Annotated in this window: 16 protein-coding genes; 12 read left to right on the top strand and 4 right to left on the bottom strand. The window is 61.7% G+C overall.

Going from position 1 to position 21,218, the window contains the following annotated elements; genetic code table 11:
- Positions 1-7: 7 nt before the first annotated feature.
- Both OU694_RS00725 and OU694_RS00730 read right to left on the bottom strand, forming a co-directional pair.
- Positions 8-622 carry a DUF2306 domain-containing protein gene (locus OU694_RS00725; RefSeq protein WP_308909090.1) on the bottom strand — a complete coding sequence of 205 codons (615 nt, stop codon included), beginning with the start codon at positions 620-622 and terminating at the stop codon, positions 8-10.
- Positions 623-727: 105 nt separating this feature from the next.
- On the bottom strand, positions 728-1,510 hold the full coding sequence (locus OU694_RS00730) for a MipA/OmpV family protein (protein ID WP_308909091.1): 783 nt from the start codon (positions 1,508-1,510) through the stop codon (positions 728-730).
- 262 nt (positions 1,511-1,772) lie between these two features.
- On the opposite strand from OU694_RS00730, the gene OU694_RS00735 reads away from it, so the two are divergent.
- Positions 1,773-2,639 carry a LytTR family DNA-binding domain-containing protein gene (locus tag OU694_RS00735; protein ID WP_308909092.1) on the top strand — a complete coding sequence of 289 codons (867 nt, stop codon included), beginning with the start codon at positions 1,773-1,775 and terminating at the stop codon, positions 2,637-2,639.
- On the opposite strand, the gene OU694_RS00740 is transcribed toward OU694_RS00735, so the two are convergent.
- On the bottom strand, positions 2,636-3,631 hold the full coding sequence (locus tag OU694_RS00740) for a LacI family DNA-binding transcriptional regulator (RefSeq protein WP_308909093.1): 996 nt from the start codon (positions 3,629-3,631) through the stop codon (positions 2,636-2,638). The two genes, OU694_RS00735 and OU694_RS00740, sit on opposite strands and share 4 nt — an antisense overlap.
- Before the next feature lie 160 nt (positions 3,632-3,791).
- Here OU694_RS00740 and OU694_RS00745 point away from each other — a divergent pair, with 160 nt between their 5' ends.
- The 7 genes from OU694_RS00745 (at position 3,792) to OU694_RS00775 (ending at position 12,182) form a co-directional block, all read left to right on the top strand.
- A complete protein-coding gene (locus OU694_RS00745; protein ID WP_308909094.1) occupies positions 3,792-4,985 on the top strand; it encodes a Gfo/Idh/MocA family protein in 1,194 nt (397 codons plus the stop codon).
- Positions 4,982-6,001 carry a sugar phosphate isomerase/epimerase family protein gene (locus OU694_RS00750; protein ID WP_373460168.1) on the top strand — a complete coding sequence of 340 codons (1,020 nt, stop codon included), beginning with the start codon at positions 4,982-4,984 and terminating at the stop codon, positions 5,999-6,001. Before OU694_RS00745 ends, OU694_RS00750 begins: the two co-directional genes overlap by 4 nt.
- Before the next feature lie 93 nt (positions 6,002-6,094).
- The gene (locus OU694_RS00755; protein ID WP_308909095.1) at positions 6,095-7,801 is read left to right on the top strand and encodes a GMC oxidoreductase; all 1,707 of its coding nucleotides are present in this window, start codon (positions 6,095-6,097) and stop codon (positions 7,799-7,801) included.
- Positions 7,801-8,433: a gluconate 2-dehydrogenase subunit 3 family protein gene (locus tag OU694_RS00760; protein ID WP_308909096.1), complete on the top strand. Its 633-nt coding sequence runs from the start codon at positions 7,801-7,803 to the stop codon at positions 8,431-8,433. The genes OU694_RS00755 and OU694_RS00760 overlap by 1 nt, the downstream gene beginning before the upstream one ends.
- A 2-nt stretch (positions 8,434-8,435) precedes the next feature.
- On the top strand, positions 8,436-9,080 hold the full coding sequence (locus tag OU694_RS00765; protein WP_308909097.1) for a 3-keto-disaccharide hydrolase: 645 nt from the start codon (positions 8,436-8,438) through the stop codon (positions 9,078-9,080).
- 56 nt (positions 9,081-9,136) lie between these two features.
- Entirely contained in the window at positions 9,137-10,348 is a 1,212-nt protein-coding gene (locus OU694_RS00770; RefSeq protein ID WP_308909098.1) for a nucleoside permease, read from the top strand.
- A gap of 136 nt (positions 10,349-10,484) precedes the next feature.
- The gene (locus tag OU694_RS00775; RefSeq protein WP_308909099.1) at positions 10,485-12,182 is read left to right on the top strand and encodes an MFS transporter; all 1,698 of its coding nucleotides are present in this window, start codon (positions 10,485-10,487) and stop codon (positions 12,180-12,182) included.
- 78 nt (positions 12,183-12,260) lie between these two features.
- Here OU694_RS00775 and OU694_RS00780 read toward each other — a convergent pair whose 3' ends face one another.
- On the bottom strand, positions 12,261-13,532 hold the full coding sequence (locus OU694_RS00780) for a hypothetical protein (protein WP_308909100.1): 1,272 nt from the start codon (positions 13,530-13,532) through the stop codon (positions 12,261-12,263).
- Positions 13,533-13,709: 177 nt separating this feature from the next.
- Here OU694_RS00780 and OU694_RS00785 point away from each other — a divergent pair, with 177 nt between their 5' ends.
- The 4 genes from OU694_RS00785 to OU694_RS00800 all read left to right on the top strand — a co-directional run bounded on the left by OU694_RS00785 (position 13,710) and on the right by OU694_RS00800 (position 21,112).
- The gene (locus OU694_RS00785; RefSeq protein ID WP_308909101.1) at positions 13,710-15,341 is read left to right on the top strand and encodes a carboxylesterase/lipase family protein; all 1,632 of its coding nucleotides are present in this window, start codon (positions 13,710-13,712) and stop codon (positions 15,339-15,341) included.
- Between the two features lie 151 nt (positions 15,342-15,492).
- A complete protein-coding gene (locus OU694_RS00790; protein ID WP_308909102.1) occupies positions 15,493-17,763 on the top strand; it encodes a TonB-dependent receptor in 2,271 nt (756 codons plus the stop codon).
- A gap of 8 nt (positions 17,764-17,771) precedes the next feature.
- Positions 17,772-19,523, top strand: coding sequence for a carboxylesterase/lipase family protein (locus OU694_RS00795; protein WP_308909103.1), 1,752 nt, complete (start codon positions 17,772-17,774; stop codon positions 19,521-19,523).
- A complete protein-coding gene (locus OU694_RS00800; RefSeq protein ID WP_308909104.1) occupies positions 19,520-21,112 on the top strand; it encodes an AMP-binding protein in 1,593 nt (530 codons plus the stop codon). The genes OU694_RS00795 and OU694_RS00800 overlap by 4 nt, the downstream gene beginning before the upstream one ends.
- The last annotated feature ends 106 nt before the right edge of the window (positions 21,113-21,218 follow it).

Genomic DNA, 21,218 nt, shown 5'->3' on the forward strand with positions numbered 1-21,218 from the left:
TGATCCGTCACTTCCCCGCTTTCAGCGGGCGGACGATCAGATATTCCGCCAAAGTCAGGTTCGGGATCCAGCAGAGCCATGCGATGGCCGTATAGGCACTGTCAAACGCGGCCCCTTCGGCCCCGCCGGTGGCAACCATGAAGAACACCAGATAAAACCTGAGCGTGACGGCCGCGAGCGTGAGCGCGAAGGAGCGGATCATCCAGATCCGGTGCTGCAGTTGGTCGCGCCGACTGATGGCGACCACCGCCATTACAGGCGTGATGATCCAGCCAGCCGCCAGCAACAGGAACCCTGTTGAGGCAATCCCCGATGACGGTGAATTGAGCGCCAGAGCTATGCTGCCCGCCGCCCCCAGAAGGCACGAGATGACATAAAGCCATCCGGTGCCCCGATGCACGATCGGCCAGCGTGTGCGGAGCCGGGCCGAGAACTGGAAACCGCCGACCAGAAGTGCGAGCGGCGAAAACACGAAATGGAAAAAGGCACCAAGCGTGTTGTGATGAAGGTGGAACCCCGCCGGCTCGCTGTCGTCGGGCCAGATACCCAGAAAGAACCGCCAGGATAGGATTGCGGTCGCACCCGCCACCAGCAGCATGAGGATATAGAGCCTTCTTGTCATGGGTCGTCTTTCGTTGCTGCGTTGGGGGGGATCAGTCCGGCGGGGTTCGCACCCCGCCACCAGCCCGCAGGGGCGCGGGTGGCAGCAGGGATGCGGCTGGGGGGCTCAGAAATTGTAGGCAAGGCCGAAGCCGAGGGTCAGTTCGTACTTCTTGTCGATCCCCGGATGGTCGCGGATATCCTTGTCGAGATAGGCACCCTCAGCGAAGCCGATCAGCGTCCAGCTGTCCGAAAGGCCGTAAACGGCGGTGAGGCCACCCTGATAATTCACAACCGACCCTGAAAGGGCATAGAGGGGCAGGACCGGCTTGTCCTTTTCGATCATGCGGTCCTGCTGCTTCTGGGTGATGCCCCACATATGGTTGGCGAGCTTGCGGCTTTGCCATGTGACACCCACCGATGGCGACAGGGTGAATTTGTCGGTGATCTGGAAATCATACTCATAGATGGCCGAAAGCTCGGTGCCATTGTGGGTGTCGGTCACATCCTGAAGGGCCGTCAGGTCCAGTCGGCCCATGCCGCCACCGATGGAGGCGCGCAGGCCCATGTCGGCGGTCACCTTGTTGCGGCTTTCACCGGGCAGCATGCGAGCAGCGGCGATCACATCAAGGCCGAAGCTAAGGCCTGCTTCCTCGTCCGGCTTGATCAGGTGATAGCCAAGTGCTGTTGCATCGATGAAGAAACGGTCGCCGCGATAGGCGACATAGGGGACAGCCTGGAACTCGTTGTCTTCGGCAGCGAAGGGGGTGTCATAGTAAAGCCCGATGGCGCCGACCGACCATCGCGGCGGACCGCCGGCGCCGTCATCGTCATCGCCGTGGGCGGGCAGGGCGGCGAGGATAGCCGCGGCAGGCAACAGCGCCCATGAGGTGCCGGGATTGAAACGCATATACTGCTCCTTGTTCGCTCGTCATGTCTCGGTTTGGGGGCAGACCCGCATCGGTGCCCCGCGGCCTGAATGGCGGGCAAAAGCGGATGAAGAAAGTGCAATTGCGTGAGTTTGCCGTTTCCCTTCGTGAAATTGCCGGGAGCATCACCCGCGCTGATTTGGCGAACGCGAATAGGTCATCGCGGGCCGCCCCAATTTGCGCTGGTAGGATGTAGCCAACCTCCGCTACGATCCCGCCCAAAAGAAGCATGAGCAGCGAGTGATGACAGGCGAACGTCTTTTCAGATTGTGGGGCGCCCCCGATAACCGGAAGTCCTTTGCCCTGAAGGTGGCAGGGATGCTGGTGGCCGGTTTTACCCTTGGTACCATCACGCCCTATGATAGTGCCGGATTACCCGTCCCCCTGAGATATGCCTACTGGGTTTTTTCGGTGCTTCTGGGGCTAGCAGTTGCGCGGCCAATCGCGGGGTGGGTCATTCCGCGGCTGATCGAGAAGGGGCGCTCGGCGCTTTCCGTCTTCATGCTTTTTTGTGCGGCAATTTCGGCGCCGATCTTTGTCTATGTGATTGCGGCAGACGTGGCAGTCTATTTCGGCGCCCAGCACCCGAATTCGCTGACATGGGGGAGTCTCGTCCATTTTCTGGGTGATGTGCCGGTCCAGTATTTCGGCTCGATTCTCTTTGGCTACGCCTTCTGGTATTTTCAGGTTTTCATCATCGTGGTGCTTGTGTTCGGTGGGCTCGGCCTTGCGCTCGAACGATATGCAATGCCTGATGACGCACCGGCTGCGTTCCAGCCCGAAGCCGGGCATCTGTTCCTGCGCCGCCTGCCGGATGCCATCGGCAAGAAGCTCGTTTGTCTTTCGATGGAAGATCACTATGTGCGCGCCCACACTGAAAAGGGCGACACGCTCCTTTTTATGCGCATGTCGGATGCGGTTGACGAACTGAAGGGATATCCGGGCGCGCAGGTGCACCGCTCATGGTGGGTGGCGTTCGATGCCATCGACCGCGTGGTGCGCGACAGTCGCCGCCATGTGGTGAAGCTCACGAACGGCGAGGCGGTGCCAGTATCCAAAACCTATCTGGATAATCTGGCGCCCTTCTTGCCCGAGCAGGAACGCGTTTAGGCCTTCGGACGCCCCGCGCTTTGGCGGATCACCATTTCATACGGGAGATGCTGGTTCGTCTCGGCCAAGTGGGCGCCTTGCAGGAGGCTGAGGAGCATTCCCATGGCTTTGGAGCCGAACTCCTCTGCCGGTTGGCGGATGGTGGTGAGCGGCGGCTTGCAATATTCGGCGAACAGGATGTCGTCGAAGCCGACGATGGAAATATCGTTCGGCACCTTCAGGCCCATTTCCCAGACACTGTGCATGGCGCCGATGGCCATTTCGTCGCTGAGGCAGAAAAGCGCGGTCGGTGGCTTGCCAAGTGCCATCAGTTGCGTCGCCGCGTGGCGGCCCGAACTGGCCGAGAAATCGCCGCGCGCGACCAGGCTTTCGTCGAACGGCAGGCCGGCGGCTTCAAGTGCCTCGCGGTAACCGCGCAGGCGCTCCTGTGTCAGGCGGCTTTCAGATGGCCCCTTGGCAACGCCGATCCGCTTGTGGCCAAGCGAGATCAGATATTCCGTCATGGCGCGGGCCGCACCCGCGTTATCCAGCTGGATCTTGGGGATATGTGCGTCCTCGACACAGTCGCAGGCATTGACGAGCGGGATATCGGCCACCGCGCCGTTTTCCATCGGCAGGCGGCCATTCAGCTGGATCACGCCGTCTGCAAGCCGGGCGCGCACCATCGATGCGTAGGCGTCCTCGATCTCACTTTCGCCGCGCGTATCGCCCAGAAGCACCGAATAGCCAGCCCGCTGCGCGGTATGTTCGATGCCGCGAATGACGCGCGAGAAGAAGGGGTTCGAGATATCGGGCACCAGCACCACGATGGTCTTTGACTTGCGGGTCGAGAAGTTGCGGGCCGACATATCCGGCATGTAGCCGGTTTCCCGGATGGCGGCTTCCACCTTTTCCCGTGTGGCGGGGGAAACCTTGTCCGGGTTGCTCATGGTGCGGGACACGGTGGCGACAGATACGCCCGCCAGCCTTGAAATGTCCCTGATCGTCGTCATCCCGTTTTCCCTATGGTCTTGAAGGCCTTGCGCCTGATTGGCCTGCATTCTGGCGACAACGGGTTGAAAGATCAATCGAATGTGGTGGCTTGCGCGCAGAAATGTAACCGGTTACAGTCAGGCCGGTGGGAGCGATATCGCAAGGGATACGGGAGGCAGAATGAACCGCGCCAGAATACGCATGGGCATGGTCGGGGGCGGCGAAGGCGCCTTCATTGGCGACATTCATCGCATGGCGGCGCGGCTTGACGGCCAGATCGAACTTGTGTGCGGCGCATTCAGCCGGGACGCTGAAAACTGCCGTCGCACAGCTGCATCCCTCGGCCTCGCGTCCGAGCGCGCCTATGAAAGCTACGAGGCGATGTTTGCGGCTGAAGCTGCATTGCCGGCGGATACCCGCATGCAGTTTGTGGCCATCGTCACACCCAATCACCTGCACCTGCCGGTGGCGCTCGCCGCCCTCAAGCATGGCTTCCATGTGATGAGCGACAAGCCAGCCACACTGAACCTTGCCGAGGCCGTGACGCTGGAAGCCGCGATCAGGGCGTCGGGCTGCCATTATGGCCTCACCCATACCTATCTTGGCTATCCGCTGGTGCGGCAGGCGCGGGATATGATTGCGGCGGGCGAGATTGGCGCGGTGCGGCGGATCAGTGTTGAATATCCGCAGGGCTGGCTGTCGGCCCCCCTTGAAGACAGCGGCAACAAGCAGGCCGACTGGCGGACCGATCCGGCCCGCGCCGGTCTTGGCGGGGCGCTTGGCGATATCGGCACGCATGCCAGCAGCCTTGCGGAATATATAACGGGCGACCGGATCAGCCATGTCTGCGCTGATCTGCGCGCCGTGGTGCCGAGGCGGCGCCTTGATGATGATGTCGCGGTCCTGTTCCGGATGGAAGGGGGCGCGCATGGCACGCTGATGGCCAGCCAGATATGTGCGGGCGAGGAAAACGGCCTGTGGATCCGCATCTCGGGCGAAAAAGGCACGCTCGAATGGCACCAGATGGCGCCGAACGAGCTGGTCTTGCGCCGGCCGGGTGCGCCTGTCGCCACCTATCACGCGGGGGCGGAATTCGAGTATCTGACGCCGGCAGCCCGCAAGGCTTGCCGTACGCCTTCGGGGCACCCGGAGGGCTATATCGAGGCCTTCGCCAACCTCTACCGCGATTTCGCAGGCCTTGTGCGCGGCGACAAGCGGGCAGCAGATGATGCGCCGCTGCCGGGGATCGAGCTTGGCCTCAGCGCCATGGCCTTTGTGGAAGCCGTGGTGACTAACGCGGCTGGCGATGAAAAATGGACGGATATCGGCGCGATCGTCACGGCGGCGCGTAATGAACGGGAGACAGACCGGTGAAAATGATCAAGGGCCCGGCGCTTTTCCTTGCCCAGTTTCTGGGTGACGAAGCGCCTTTCAACAGCCTGCCGGCCATCACCAAATGGGCCGCAAGCCTCGGTTATAAAGGTGTGCAGATCCCGACAAGCGATCCGGCGATTTTCGACCTGAAACGCGCCGCCGAAAGCCAGGATTACGCCGACGAGATCAAAGGCATTTGCGCCGAGGCAGGGGTGGAGGTCACCGAACTTTCAACCCACCTGCAGGGCCAGCTTGTGGCCTGCCATCCAGCCTATGCCGATCTGTTCGCGGGATTCGCCCCCGCCGAGCTGCGCGGCAAGCCCGAAGCCACAGCTGCGTGGGCAACCGAGGAGTTGAAGCTGGCGGCAAAGGCGAGCGCGCGCATGGGGCTGAAAAGCCATGCGACCTTCTCGGGCGCGCTACTGTGGCACACCGTTTATCCGTGGCCGCAACGCCCCGCCGGGATGGTTGAGGAAGGCTTCAAGGAACTGGCGCGGCGCTGGAAGCCGATTTTGGACGCGTTCGAGGACGCCGGTGTGGACGCTTGCTACGAATTGCATCCGGGGGAAGATCTGCACGACGGCATCACGTTCGAGCGGTTCCTGGAGGCAGTCGGCAATCACCCGCGCGCCAATATCCTCTATGACCCGAGCCATTTCATCCTGCAGCAGCTCGATTATCTGGCTTTCATCGATCATTACCACAGCCGCATTCGCGCCTTCCATGTGAAGGATGCCGAGTTCCGGCCGAACGGCAAAAGCGGCGTTTACGGCGGTTATCAGGGCTGGGTCGAGCGGCCGGGCCGCTTCCGGTCGCTCGGCGACGGGCAGATCGATTTCAAGGCCATCTTCTCGAAGCTGACGCAGTATGATTACGACGGTTGGGCGGTCGTGGAATGGGAATGCTGCCTGAAGCATCCGGAAGACGGCGCCCGCGAAGGCGCCAAGTTTGTGGCCGATCATATCATCCGCCCGGCGCCCCGCGCGTTCGATGATTTCGCGGCGGCGGGCGGCTGAGGCAGATGCATCTTTCGTTCGGGTGAATTGACAGGTTTTTCTGTAACCGGTTACAGATTCTGCGGGGAAGCAGGGACAACGAGGGGGAAGTCCGTGAAACAGCCAACACCATATGACGTGATCGTTGTCGGCTCTGGCGCCGGCGGCGGCATGAGCGCCTATGTCCTCGCCAAGCGGGGGCTGAAGGTCCTGATGCTGGAAGCGGGCCGCGACTACAAGCCCGAAGAAGAAACCCCGATGTTCAATACGAACGCCGAGGCACCGCTTCGGGGTGTTTCAACACCTGACAAGCCCTTCGGTTATTATGATGCCACGGTCGATGGTGGCTGGACGGTACCGGGCGAGCCTTATACGACGGCCCCCGGTGACCGCGAATTCATGTGGTGGCGCCCCCGCATGCTGGGCGGTCGCACGAACCATTGGGGCCGCATCTCGCTGCGCTTCGGGCCTTATGATTTCAAGCCCTACAGCCGCGATGGCCTCGGCGTCGACTGGCCGATCAGTTACGAAGAACTGGCGCCCTGGTATGACAAGACCGAAAAGATCGTCGGCATCACCGGGGCAGGGCAGCTCGGCCTTGAAAACACACCCGACAGCCCACCCGGTATCCTCCATGATACCCCGACCCCGCGCCTGCATGAGATCATGATGACCCGCGCGTTCGAGGCGATGGGTATCCCTGTGGCGCCGATGCGGGCGGCGGTTATCCAGAAGCCGATGGATGGCCGCTCGGCCTGCTTCTATGCCACCTCCTGCGGGCGGGGCTGCTCGATCAAGGCGATGTTCCAGACAACGACGGTGCTGATCCCGCCGGCACTTGCCACTGGCAACCTCGATATCATCACCGATGCGATGGTCTATACGGTGGACATGGGCAAGGACGGCCGCGCCAAGGGCGTGACCTATATCGACCGGGTGAGCGGCGCGCATAAAAGCGTAACGGCGAAGGCCGTGGTGCTGGCGGCAAGTGCCGCTGAAACCGCGCGGATCCTGTTGAACTCCAAAGACGGTCGCAACCCCGATGGGGTCGCCAACTCTTCGGGCACTGCCGGCAAGTATCTGATGGATACGGTTGGCACCGACAGTGGAGGCCATATCCCGATGCTTGAAGGCATGCCGTCCCGCAACGACGATGGCATGTCGGGCGCGCATATCTATGTGCCCTGGTGGGGATACCAGCAGCAGGCGCGGAAGGAACTGCCGTTCCCGCGCGGCTATCATATCGAGGTCGGCGGCGGTCAGCGGATGCCGGGCATGGGCATCGGCGATCTGGCTGACTATAGCGACGTTCCCTTCGGGGTGGGCCTGCGCCAGCAGATGCGCCACCATTATGGCTCCGACATCGGCTTTGCCGGTCGCGGCGAGATGATCCCGAACGACGACTGCTACGCCGAGATCGACCCCGACATCAAGGACCGGTTCGGCATCCCGGTGCTGCGCTTCCACTGGAAATGGTCCGAACATGAAATCGGCCAGGCGGCCCACATGCGCAAGACCTTCCACGAGATCATCGACCGGCTTGGCGGCCGGGTGACCTACGGGTTTGAAACCGACGGAGAAAAGGCAATCGCGGCGGGCGGCGAGATCATCCACGAGGTCGGCTGCGCCCGCATGGGGGCTGACCCGAAAACCAGTGTCGTCAACAAATGGGGGCAGGCATGGGATGTGAAGAATCTCTTCATCACCGATGGCGCGGTGCTGCCGTCGAACCCTGACAAGAACCCGACGCTGACGATCCTGTCGCTTGCCATGCGCAACGCCAACTATCTTGCCGATGAAGCCGCGAAGGGGAATCTCTGATGTCGCCCTATGTTTCGAAAATCGACCGCCGCACCGCGCTGAAATGGCTTTCGGCGGCTGCCGTCACGCTTGCCGTTGCCCCCACGATGGCGCGCGCCGCGACCTATGTAAAAACGCCGAAAGGCTATGGCACTGACCCCGATATGCTGAACCCCACGTCGCCGTGGGACAGGATCATGACGGACCGGCAATTGCAGCTGACCGCGGTGCTGACCGATATCATCCTGCCGGCGGAAGGCCCGCATCCGGCACCAAGCGCCATCGGCGTGCCGGACTTTGTGAATGAATGGGTATCAAGCCCCTATGAGCAAACCAAATCTGACCAGAAGGTGATCCTCGAAGGCCTCGACTGGATCGACGCGGAAGCGAAAAGCCGGGGCGCCAAGGGCTTTGTGGAGGCGGATGCGAGCCTGCAACTGGCCATCGTCACCGCCATCGCCAAGCCGGATGCAAGTGCGGCCCATGCCTTCTTCAAACGGTTCCGCCACCTCACCCTTGGCGGATACTATTCCACGCCCGAAGGCTTTGCCGACATCGGCTATATCGGCAACGTGCCGTTGGAAAGCTATCCGGGGCCGGACGCGAAAATGAAAGCCATGCTCGAAGAGCGCATGAAAGCGATAGGAATCTGACCATGAAAAAACTGTTTCTGGCCCTCGCGCTGATCAGCGCACCGGCTGTGGCCGACGACTGGCAAACGCTCGATGCCAGCCAGTGGCGTGCCTACAAGGGCGAAGGCATCCCCGCTGGCTGGCACGCCGAGGGCAACACGCTTTCAATGGTGAAATCACCGGCGGGCGATATCGTCTCGAAAGAGACATACGGCAGCTTCGAACTGACCTTCGAATGGAAGATTTCAGCCGGTGGCAACAGCGGTGTCTTCTTCCATGTGCAGGAATCGCCCGATCTCGCCCAGACCTATTTCTCCGGCCCTGAATATCAGGTGCTGGATAACAAGGGCCGCAGCGAACCGCCGATCGAACAGGCCGGCGGGCTTTATATCCTCTATGCGCCCGAGGCCGACTATACGAAGCCGGTTGGCGAGTTCAACGAAGGCCGCATCCTTGTGGACGGCAGCAAGGTGGAACACTGGCTGAATGGCCACAAGGTTGCCGCCTACGATATGGCGTCTGATGATTTCAAGGCGCGCGTGGCCGCCAGCAAGTTTGCCAAATGGCCGGCCTTTGCTGCCTCGCCTTCGGGCCATATCGCCCTGCAGGACCACGGTGACCCGGTCACCTACCGCAATATCCGTATCCGCCGCCTGTCGGCTGAATAAGGGCGCGCGAGGCGAGGGGCCTCGCGACCGTCATCGTCACCAAGGGGGAGGGGTGGATGGGCACCAAACGCTACGCGCAGCTAAGCGCGATGATGTTCCTGCAGTTTTTTGTATGGGGAGCGTGGTTCGTCACGCTCGGCACCTATCTCGCCGGGCTCGGCTTTTCGGGTGCCGAGATCGGCACCGCGTATCTGACTAACAATATCGGCGCAATCATCTCGCCCTTCTTCATCGGACTGGTGGCTGACCGTTATTTCAACGCCGAGAAAGTGATGGCGGTGCTGCATCTTCTGGGCGGTGCCGTGCTTTTCTATGTGTCGGACCTGGCGACGACGAGTGCGATCATCATCGGGCTCTTGGTTTATAATGCCTGCTATATGCCGACACTGGCCCTCGTCAATTCCGTAGCTTTCAACCAGATGGCTGAGCCCGATGCCGAATTCCCGCGTGTGCGGGTCTGGGGCACGCTGGGGTGGATCGTCGCGGGGCTTGCCATCACCTACGGGCTGACGAGCACTGGCAGCAATGTGGAAGCGACCGACCTGCCGATGAAGATGGCGGCGGCAGCCTCTATCCTGCTCGGCCTCATGAGCCTGACGCTACCCGCCACCCCGCCGGGCAAGGCAGGCCAGAAGGCGAGCCTTGGCGAGATTCTCGGCCTTGATGCACTGGCGCTGTTGAAAGATCGCTCGTTTGCGATCTTCGCGGCGTCGTCGCTGCTCATCTCCATTCCGCTTGCCTTCTATTATGCCTTCACGAACCTCTATCTGAACGAGCTGGGGATCGAAGGCGTGGCCGCCAAGATGAGCCTAGGCCAGGTGTCGGAGGTCGGATTCATGGTGCTGATGCCCTTCTTCTTCCGCCGCCTTGGTGTGAAATGGATGCTGTTCGCCGGCATGCTGGCCTGGGTGGTGCGCTACGGCTTCTTCGCCACCGCAGCCACCGACGCGACCGTCGGGCTTCTGCTTGCGGGTATCTTGCTGCACGGCGTCTGCTACGACTTCTTCTTCGTTACCGGGCAGATCTATGTGGACCGCAAGGCGGACAAGAAAATCCGGGCAAGCGCGCAGGGCTTTATCACGCTCATTACCTATGGTGTGGGCCTTGCCATCGGCTCAAGCATTGCCGGGCAGGTTGTCGACCATTTCACGATGGACGGCGCGCGCGACTGGGCAGCTATCTGGTGGGTACCGGCGGGCTTTGCCGCCATTGTGCTGGCGCTTTTCACCCTTCTTTTCCGCGAAGAGAAAGACACGGCCGGGGCATAACCCCGGCCGTTTGGCCATAGTGACTGGTCCACTTTGATCTGTCCCCAATCCGTCCGATAGAACATTAACACGCTTGTGAGTGAATTTACTTTCTGCTACATCCTGCCTTGAGGGAAATACGGGAGAGGAGAAAGCCATGTCGCTTGACGGGGACAAGGGTGCTGGCTCGGCTGCGGCCGGGGGAGCGCTGCCCAAGCATCACGAAGCCACGAAGAAAGAGAAGCTGGTTATTGCTGCCTCTTCGCTTGGTACCATGTTCGAATGGTACGATTTTTATCTCTACGGGCTTCTGGCGACCTATATCTCCAGCCATTTCTTTTCGGGTGTGAACGAAACCACGGCCTTCATTCTGGCACTGGCGGCTTTTGCTGCCGGCTTCGCGGTACGTCCGTTCGGCTCGCTCGTGTTTGGCCGGATCGGTGATCTCGTTGGGCGGAAATATACCTTCCTTGTCACCATGGGGCTGATGGGCCTATCGACCTTCGCGGTCGGCCTGCTGCCGAACTATGACCAAATCGGTGTTGCCGCCCCCATCATTCTTGTGGGCTTGCGCCTCTTGCAGGGCTTGGCCGTTGGCGGTGAATACGGGGGAGCTGCGACCTATGTCGCCGAGCACGCGCCAAACAACCGGCGCGGCCTATACACCAGCTTCATCCAGACAACCGCCACACTTGGCCTGATCACCGCGCTGATGCTGGTGATCGGCCTGCGCACCGTGCTGGGCGAGGAAGCCTTTGGCGACTGGGGCTGGCGGGTGCCGTTCCTTGTGTCGATCCTGCTTCTCGCCATTTCGCTTTGGATCCGCATGAAGCTGGATGAAAGCCCGGTCTTCAAGAAGATGAAGGCGGAAGGGTCGACCTCGAAGGCGCCGATCAGTGAAGCCTTCGGCAAATGGAAGAACCTGAAGTTCGGCCTGATCGCGCTTTTCGGTGCCGTCGCAGGGCAGGCGGTGATCGGCTACACCGGCCAGTTCTACACGCTTTTCTATCTGGAAAAGGTGATGAAGGTGGACCCGGCAACAGCCAATATCATGATCGCGACGGCCCTTGCTATTGGCACGCCCTTCTTCGTGATTTTCGCCTGGCTCAGCGACCGGATCGGTCGCAAGCCGATCATTGTGACCTCGTGTCTGGTGGCAGCCCTTGCCTTCTTCCCGATGTTCAAGGCACTGACCTATGCGGGGAACCCGGCTCTCGCGGCGGCGGTGGCGAACTCGCCCGTCACGGTGCATGCGTATGATGGGGAGTGTTCGCTGCAATTTGATCCCGTTGGCAGCAACAAGTTCGACGCCACCAGTTGTGATATCGCCAAAACCTACCTTGCCAAGGGCGGCATCAACTACAGCAACGCGGAAGCCCCCGCCGGCACCATAGCCTTGGTGCGGGTGGGCGAGCGCGAAATCGCTGCCCCCGATCCTGCTGGCATGGGCGACGCGGAAAAGGCTGCTGCCATTGCCGCGTTCGGCGCCGAGATGAAAGCAGCCCTCGATGCAGCGGGATATCCCGAGAAGGCAGACCCCGAAGGCATCAACAAGCCGCTGGTGATCCTGATCCTTGTGGGTCTCGTGATCCTTGTCACGGCACCTTACGCGCCGCTTGCCGCCCTGCTTGTGGAAATGTTCCCGGCGCGTATCCGTTATACCGCCATGTCGCTGCCCTATCATATTGGCAATGGCTGGTTCGGTGGCTTTCTGCCGTCTGCCGCCTTCGCCATGGTCGCGGCAACGGGGGATATCTATTACGGCCTGTGGTATCCGGTGGCGATAGCGGCCATGACCTTCGTGGTCGGCGCCCTGTTCCTGCCTGAAACGTTCCGTCGGAATATCGACGACTAGGCCATTGGCGCCGCGTTGGGGCCGGGTTATCCCCCCGGCTTCGGACCTTGGCCTCCGCGCGGCGCCTTCTTCTTTTTGTCAGATTTTCAGGGCAGCCGCCAGCAACCGCTGGAAGGCTGTCGTTGTTTCTGCGACCGCCGCTGCCACCACGCAGCGGGCGTCATCTTCCGCCACATGATGAAAGCGGTGTAGTCCGAAGATACCCGCAACTGATGGGTAGCCAGCGGCGATGATGCCGGTCAGCTCACCCGCTGAAAGATCGGCACTCGAATAGGGTGCCTCAAGCCCCGAAAGGCCGGCGAACAGCTCGCGTGCCGCGGGCAGCAGCGCAGGGCTCGTGACCAGATAACGCTGCGCATCTGTACCCGGTAGCGGCATGGGCGAGCCGGTGATTTCATGCCAGTCGCGTGCCGCCAGATTGGCGCCGAGATGAAGCCAGAAATCGGTTTCCACCGGTTTCGGCACCATCGCCTTCATTGATTCTTCGGCGCCCAGATATTCATATTCGTGGCCGCTATTGCAGACGAAGGCGAGGTTGTGGCTGGTGACAGCCACGGCGGCCCAGCGCGCGATTGCAAGCCAGGCAGCAACCCCGCCGCCCCGCTCGCCCGCGCAGGTGAACCAGCCGGACCGCGGGGTGGACACCACAAGCCAGCGGCCCTTGCCGCGATCAATACGCCCGACGAAATTGAAGGCCGGCCGCCGGCTGCTCTCGCCGGTCAGATACAGTGTCGCCGTTTCGCCTGCCATCGCAGCAGCGAGGAAGGGGCCAGCGTCTTCAGGGGCAATCAGCGCCGTGGGGCCAGCAAACATGGGTTGGCGGCCATCGGTATTCAGCGCGATCACCTTGCCGCTCGGGCCGTTGGTGATGATCACGGCTGCTACTGCCCCGGCGGCAAAGGCGGCTTTGGTAGGCGCCTGGACGGCTTTCGACAGGGCCGAGGACCAGCGGCCGTGTGGCAGGTCGATCAGCGCGATCGCGCCTTCGAGCGGTTTGCTTGCCCGCCCGGCGGCATCTACCCGAACGATCCGTGCGGTTATCCCTTCCGCGCCCGTGGGCATCACGATGGGCTGCGGCCACACATTGGCTCTGGCGCCACCCGAAACCAGTTCGGTGCGGGCGGGGGCAAAGGAAGGCACTGAAACGCTCTGTCGTTCGATTTTGAAGCCGGCCTTGACCAGCTCGCCCGCCATCCAGTCGCCGCAGGCATTGTCGCCGGGGCCACCGGCCTGTTTGCTGCCGAAGCCGATATAGCGGGCGAGGTCATCTGCCACATTGCCGGTGACACTGTCGTCGGCTTTTGCCATGGCGGCACTTGCCGTCAGGCCGCCCATGAATGGCAGCATCATGCCGCCCGCGAGAAATCCACGCCTTGTTGGTCCCCTCACTGATATGCTCCCCTCATGGCGATTGCGGTACGCGCCCTGCAAATCGCGCCTTGCATAAATGTTAACTCGCATGAGAGTTTATATGAATGAGCGAGGGAGACAAGCGCACGATCCGCATTTGCCGAGGGGGAGCCGACCATGAAACTGAAAGTCTGTCTTGTCCTGGTGGCTGCTCTGTGGGGCTCGGCCGGGTCGGCAGCCGCCACCACGCGGCCCGAGGTGACGGTGGCTGAGGGCCGGCTGGCCGGGGTCGCTGAAGCCGGGCTTCATATCTTCAAGGGCATCCCCTATGCGCTGCCACCAGTAGGGGAGCGCCGCTGGAAAGTGCCGGAACCGCCTGCAAGCTGGCAGGGCGCGCGCGATGCCGGTGCCTTTGGCCCCGCCTGCGTCCAGCCGCCAATCTCGCCCGCAAGCGTCTATTTCGATCCGCCCGCCGGGATGGGTGAAGACTGCCTCACGCTCAATGTCTGGGCGCCCGAAAGGGCGGAAAAGGCCCCGGTGATCGTGTGGATCTATGGTGGTGCGCTGCAGCGCGGCCATGCTTCAAGTCCGCTCTATGACGGTGCCAATTTCGCGCGCAAGGATGTGGTTTTCGTGTCGCTGAATTACCGGCTTGGCGTGCTCGGCTGGATGGCGCATCCGGACCTCAGCGCCGAGGCCGAGGAGGGTGTTTCCGGCAATTACGGGCTGATGGACCAGATCAGGGCGCTTGAATGGGTGCGCGACAATATCGCGGCCTTCGGTGGTGATCCGGCCAATGTGACGGTGATGGGCGAATCCGCCGGGGCGCTCAGCGTCACCTATCTTCTCTCCAGCCCCGAGGCGCGGGGCCTGTTTCACAAGGCGATCGTCGAAAGCGCCAATATCCGCGCCGTCCCCGCTCTCAAGGAGGCCGCATATGGCCAGCCATCGGCCGAGGATATCGGCATGGCTGTGATGAGCGGTGCAGGCGCGGACAGCCTGAAGGTACTTCGGGACATGGATGCGATGGCAATTACGACGGCCGCGATGAAGGCGCGGTTCGTGCCGCAGGGGACAGCGGGCGGCCATGGGCTTCCGGCGCAGGTGGTGGATATATTCGATGAAGGCGGGCAGGCAAAGGTGCCGCTGCTGATCGGGTTCAACAGTGGCGAAATCCGCTCGCAGCGCATTTTCGTGCCAAAGGCACCCGACACGGCAGCTGCCTACGAGGCTGAGATCAGGGCACGCTACGGTGATCTTGCTGACGCCTTCTTGAAAGTCTATCCGGCGGACGATATCGCGAACAGCATGCTCGCCACCGTGCGGGATGCCATCTATGGCTGGGCGAGCGAGCATCTTGCGCACCGCCAGACCGCAGCCGGGCAGCCTGCCTATCTCTATCTCTTCGATCATTGCTATGACGCCGCCGCCGCGCGCCACATGTGTGCCTTCCATGCCAGCGAACTGCCATTTGTTTTCGGGCAAGCGGGGAAGGATGGCGCCATCCCGCCAAACTGGCCACGGCCTGAGGGCAGCGAAGACGAAGCCTTGTCTGCCGCCATGATGGATTACTGGGTCAGTTTCGCAAAAACTGGTGTGCCATCGAGCCCCGACCACGATACGTGGCTGCCTTACGGTGAGGCGGAGGCCTTCATGCGCTTCGACGGCGTGCCGGTGGCGGGCCACAACCCTGTGCCAGGCATGTTTGAAATGCAGGAAGAACTGGTCTCCCGTCGCCGCGCGGCCGGCCAACAATGGTTTATCAATGTGGGGGTTGTTGCCGGGAAAGTCCCTGAAAAGCACCCTTAGTGCCTTGTTTCGAAAGCACCAAATCAAATATTCACACGCGTGAGAGTGAGTGTTGACGAGGCGCCCCCGGCGTGTCAATATCCAGCCTGTATCGGACTCAGGGGAGGCCGGTGCGGGAGGGGAAAATCAAGTTAGGGAGAGGGGAGGATCTATGAAAAAGATTCTGTTTGCCGTCACATGCGCTGCTGCCGTGACGGCCGGTTCGACTTATGTTTATGCACAAGCGGCCGGACAATCGGGCGCTGCTGAAACCGCCAAAGACGATCCGCTGTTTGACGAAATCATCGTGACCGCCACCCGGCGGAACGAAAAGCTGCAAGACGTGCCGCTCAGCATCACGGCTTTCTCGCAAGAGAAGCTGACAGAGAAGGGCATTGTCGGTTACGAGGGGCTGGCGCACGAAACGCCCGGCGTAGTGATGAACCGCCCGACCCAGAACTTCAACAACTTCACCGCGCGCGGCCTTGCCACTAACGGCTATAACGCCAACCTGCAAAGTACGGTCGCGATCTATATCGACGAACTGCCGATTTCCGCAAACGGCAACTCGACGATCCTTGACCCGAACCTTTATGACGTCGAGCGCGTTGAGTTCCTGCGCGGCCCGCAGGGCACGCTCTTCGGCTCCGGTTCGCTCGCTGGTGCTGTGCGTATCCTGAACAAGAATCCCGACCTTGATGAGTTCGAGGCGTCGGCCCTTGTGGACTTCGGCCTTACGGGCTCGGATTCGCTGCGCCAGCGCTACAATGGCATGGTCAACGTGCCGATTGTGGATAACGAGCTGGCGCTGCGTGTTGTTGCCTTCCGCCGCGACGAGGATGGCTATGTTGATAACGTCCTCACAGGCGTTGAAGACGCCAACGCCCACAAAAGCTGGGGCGGTCGCGCCATCCTCCTTTGGGAGCCGACCGAGAAGCTGTCGCTTCGCCTGATGGCCTCGCACGAGGACAGCAAGCCCGAGGATTCGTCACTGGTGAACCCGGCGCTTGGCCGCAACAAGCGCAATTCCGAGCGTCCGGACCTCTTCAATGCGAACCTCGACAATTACAATGCTACGCTAGATTACCAGTTCGACGGGGCAACGCTGACGAGCTCGTCGACCTATTCGGAGTTCGACCAGACCTTCTTCGTCGATCTCGCGAATACCTTCGGCTTCACCATTCCGTTCCGGCTGGATGCTTCTGCCTATGACAAGATTTTCGTTCAGGAAACACGGCTTGTGTCCGATCCGGGCGAGAAGATCGACTGGGTCATCGGCGGCTTCTATTATTACAAGCGCCGGGACGTGGACTATGAATACCGGGCTTCGGAAGAATTCCTCGCCGCACGCGGGCTCACTGGGCTTGACGGCGACACCTATCAGTCGTTTGGCGCGCACACGAATTCGAACGAACTCGCAGCCTTTGGCGAGCTGACCTACCATATTTCGGATGACCTGTGGCTGACCGGCGGCTTGCGCTACGGCAGCACCGACGTGCAATCCTTCACCGAGGAAGGTGGCTACAACAGTAACTATCTGGCGGCGGCACTGGGCGGTCTCACCGGCCCCCTGACCATCACGCCGGTGGTGGCGGCTGAGGGCGACAAGGCCAAGGCCAGCAAGCTTTCCTACAAGGCGAGCCTTTCCTACCGCATGTCGGAGGAAGTAACGACCTACGCCACGATCTCGACCGGCTTCCGTTCGCCGATCGTGAACGCCCGCGCAGGCCTCTCGAGCGTTGTGGACCCGAATGACATCATCATTCCTTATGGTGCATCGAGCGACAAGCTCACCAACTATGAAGTCGGCCTCAAGGGGCGCTGGCTGAACGGGGCACTGACCGCCAATCTCGCGGCCTACCTGATCGACTGGAAAAACATCCAGGTACAGGCAAACCGTGTGTCGGATTCGGTACAGTTCGCCACCAACATCGGCGCGGCCCGTTCAAAGGGTATCGAGTTCGAGATTGCGGCAAGCCCGGCCGAAGGGCTGGATATCAACCTCAATGGCTCGTTCAACGATTCGAAGGTGGTCAGCCTGACGCCAGAAGAAGCCGCCATTTCGGGTGCGGTTGAAGGGGCACAGCTTGCCTCGCCGCACTTCCAGGGCTCGGCCACGGTCAAATACAGCTTCGATGTCAGCGATGACATGCAGGGCTTTGCGGCGGGCACCATCAGCCATGTCGGCAAGTTCCCGGGCCTCTTCCAGAATGTACCGGGCCGGCCGAACCAGCAAAGCCCGACCTACGGCTTCACCGAGGCGTTCGAGAATGTGAACGTGCAGTTGGGCGTGAGCAAGGACACATGGACGCTGATCGCCTATGCCGAAAACCTTTTCGACAATAGTGACATCACCTATGTCCACCCTGAAAACTTCCTGGCCAGCCGGTTCGGGACGTTGCGGCCGCGCACGGTGGGCCTGCGCTTCAGCTATACTTACTGAGGTGCGTCATGAAGGCCTTTACCCCCGCGAGTTTTCACCCGGACGGTCTTCCCGCCAACGGTTCCGCTGCTGAGGCAGCGGGGCCGCGCCGGGCTGGCGCTCGACTTTTACCAAGGGGGCTGACCCATGTTGCGGCGGCTGTATTCGCCGCAGCATGGGTTCTTCTTGCTGCCCCTCTCTCCTCCGCGGCCGAAAGCCCTGTCGTTCAGGCGCCGTCTGGCCCGGTGAAGGGGGAGGCGAAAGATGGCCTTCATATCTTCAAAGGCATTCCTTATGCCCTGCCGCCGGTCGGTGACCTTCGGTGGAAACCGCCGGTGGCGGTGCCAGCATGGGAAGAGGTGCGTGATGCGGGCGGTTTTGGCCCCGCCTGCATCCAGCCGCCCTCGCGTCCCGGAAGCATCTATTTCGAAAAGCTGCGCTCGACGAGCGAGGACTGCCTGTATCTGAATATCTGGGCACCCGAGAAAGCCGAGAAGGCACCGGTTTTTGTCTGGATCCATGGTGGCTCGCTGATCGCGGGTGCTGGCAGCCAGTCCATGTATGACGGCGAGGCGCTCGCCAAACGCGGCATCATCGTTGTTTCCATCAATTACCGCCTCGGTATTCTCGGATATCTAGCGCACGCCGAACTGAGCGCGGAATCGCCGGATCAGGTGTCCGGTAACTATGGCTTGCTTGACCAGATCGAAGCGTTGCGCTGGATCCATGGGAATATCGCGGCCTTCGGCGGTGATCCGGCAAATGTGACCATCGCGGGTGAATCCGCCGGCGCGCTGAGTGTCATGTATCTGATGGCCGCGCCGGATGCGCGCGGGCTTTTTGCCAAGGCCGTTGCCCAAAGCGCCTATATGGTCACCGCACCAACGTTGAAGGAAAAACGTTACGGATCCGAATCAGGTGAAGCCATCGGGGCGTGGATCGTGAACAAGCTGGGTGCGGCCTCGGTTGCCGAACTGCGCGGCAAGGATGCGCAAGGCTTGGTCGACGGGGTCGGGCGGGCTGGCTATTTCCCGTTCCCCTCAATCGACGGCAAGGTGCTACCGCATCAGCTCGTCGAGGTGTTCGACCGCGGCGAGCAGGCGCCGGTGCCGTTGCTTGCCGGGTTCAACAGTGGGGAAATCCGTTCGCTGCGTTTCCTGTTGCCCCCGCCGCCCGAGGATGCCGCAGCCTATGAAGCGGCGATCCGCAAAGGCTACGGCGACCTTTCGGATGAATTCCTGCGCCAATATCCGTCCCGCCTGATTGATGAAGCCATGCTCGCCGCCACGCGCGACGCCATGTATGGCTGGACGGCGGAGCGGCTGGTGAAGAAGCAGGCAGCGATCGGGCAACCCGGCTATCTGTATCTCTTCGATCACAGCTATCCGGCGGCTGACATACTGGGGCTCCATGCCTTCCATGCGGCTGAAATTCCCTATGTGTTCGGCACCACGCGGCGCATCACCGATGCGTGGCCGAAGATTCCCGGCACGACCAACGAACAGAATCTGAAAGACGCCATGATGGATTACTGGTCCTCCTTCGCGCGGGCCGGCAAGCCGGTGGCTGATGGTCAGCCCGACTGGCCCGCCTACGGCGAAAATCAAGCCTATATGTATTTCGCCGATGAACCGCACGCAGCCACCCATCTGCTGCCGGGCATGTATGAACTTCATGAGGAAGTCGTTTGCCGGCGCCGCGCCGCCGGTGACATCGCCTGGAACTGGAATGTCGGCGTGATTGCACCTCCCCTGCCACCCAAGACGACGGATTGCCAATGATACACGGCGCCATGCAGCCTTACTCGCTGACGCTCGATAAATTTCTCGATCACGCCGCAAAATGGCACCCCGACGCAAAGGTCGTGACCGCCCGTGAAAACGGGCCGGCGACCGGCGTGGGTTATGCCGACCTGCGGCGCCGGGCAGGGCGTATTTCCACTGTTCTCGCGGGGCTCGGTATCGAGCTTGGCGATCATGTAGCCACGCTCGCCTGGAACACGCAGGCGCATGTCGAAGCCTGGTATGCCATCATGGGGATGGGGGCGGTGTGCCATACGCTCAACCCCCGTCTTACGGCTGCCCAGATCGCCTCGATGCTTGCGCAGTCGAAGGCGCGGGTGCTGATCATCAGTGCCGACCTGCATGCGCTGGCCAGCCAGATAGCCGAACGTGCCACGGCCATCCAGCATGTGCTGGTGATCGATGGTTCGACGCAGGGCTGGCGCCTTGGTGGTGCAAGCCCGGGCGTGACCGCACTGGAAGCCGAAATCGAAGCCGCTACTGGCGAGGCCGAGTGGGGGCAGTTTGATGAAAACAGCCCGTCCGGCCTTTGCTTCACGTCCGGCACGACGGGCGCGCCGAAGGGTGTGAGCTATACTCACCGGTCAAGCTTCCTGCACACGCTGCGCCTGTTGCAGGCAGATGTGCTGGCGCTGCGCGCATCGGATGCCGTGATGCCGGTGGTGCCGATGTTCCATGCCAGCGCCTGGGGCCTGCCGTTCGCTGTGCCGGCGGTGGGGGCCAAGCTCGTGCTGCCGGGCCGACAGGCGGACGGGGCGAGCCTCGCCAAGCTCATTGCCGCGGAAGGCGTGACGATTGCCGTGGGCGTGCCGACCGTGTGGGTCGGGCTCATCGATCATCTGGAAAAGACGGGCGGAGAGCTGCCAAGCCTTGAGCGGATCATCGTCGGCGGCGCGCCGATGCCGCCCGCCCTGATGGCGCGGATCGAGGAACGGTTGGGCGTGACGATCCAGACAAGCTGGGGCATGACCGAACTGTCGCCGTCCGGCACCTTCGCACCACCCGCTGACCCCGACCGCAAGGCGTCTGTCTCTGGCCGCCCCGCCATCGGCGTGGACCTGTTGCTGGCGGACGCTTCCGGGCAGCCGCTTGCCGAGCAGCGCGGTGCGGAGGGGTATCTGAAGGTGCGCGGCGCGGCGGTTGTCGAACGCTATTTCGGCTTCGACGAAGCGTCGACCGACGAAGACGGCTGGTTTGATACGGGCGACCTCGCCCGGATCGACGCGCGCGGCAACCTGACGATCACGGGCCGCGCCAAGGATCTGATCAAGTCGGGCGGCGAATGGATCAACCCGTCGGAGATCGAGGCGGTGATCGGCGCGTTGCCCCAGGTGTCGCTGGCGGCCGTCATCGGCCGGGCTGACCCCAAATGGGGGGAACGCCCGGTGCTGCTGGTGGAACTTCGCGAGCCTGAGGCAGTAACAGACGACGAGCTTTTGAAGCCCCTGCAGGGTCGCGTGGCCCCTTGGTGGATCCCGGATGCGGTGGTACGACTGTCAAAGATGCCGCTGGCATCTACCGGTAAAATAGACAAAATGCGGCTTAGAGAGATATATGGCGGTATCTAGACCTGTGGTTCCAGAAACCTTAGGGTCCGGAAACCGAATGACGGACGGAGAGGCGAACGCGTGGCCGAAAACGCAGCAACAGCACGTAAACGCACGATCAAGGCGC

It is taken from the genome of Pseudokordiimonas caeni (assembly GCF_026719705.1).
Classification (GTDB): domain Bacteria; phylum Pseudomonadota; class Alphaproteobacteria; order Sphingomonadales; family Kordiimonadaceae; genus Gimibacter; species Gimibacter caeni.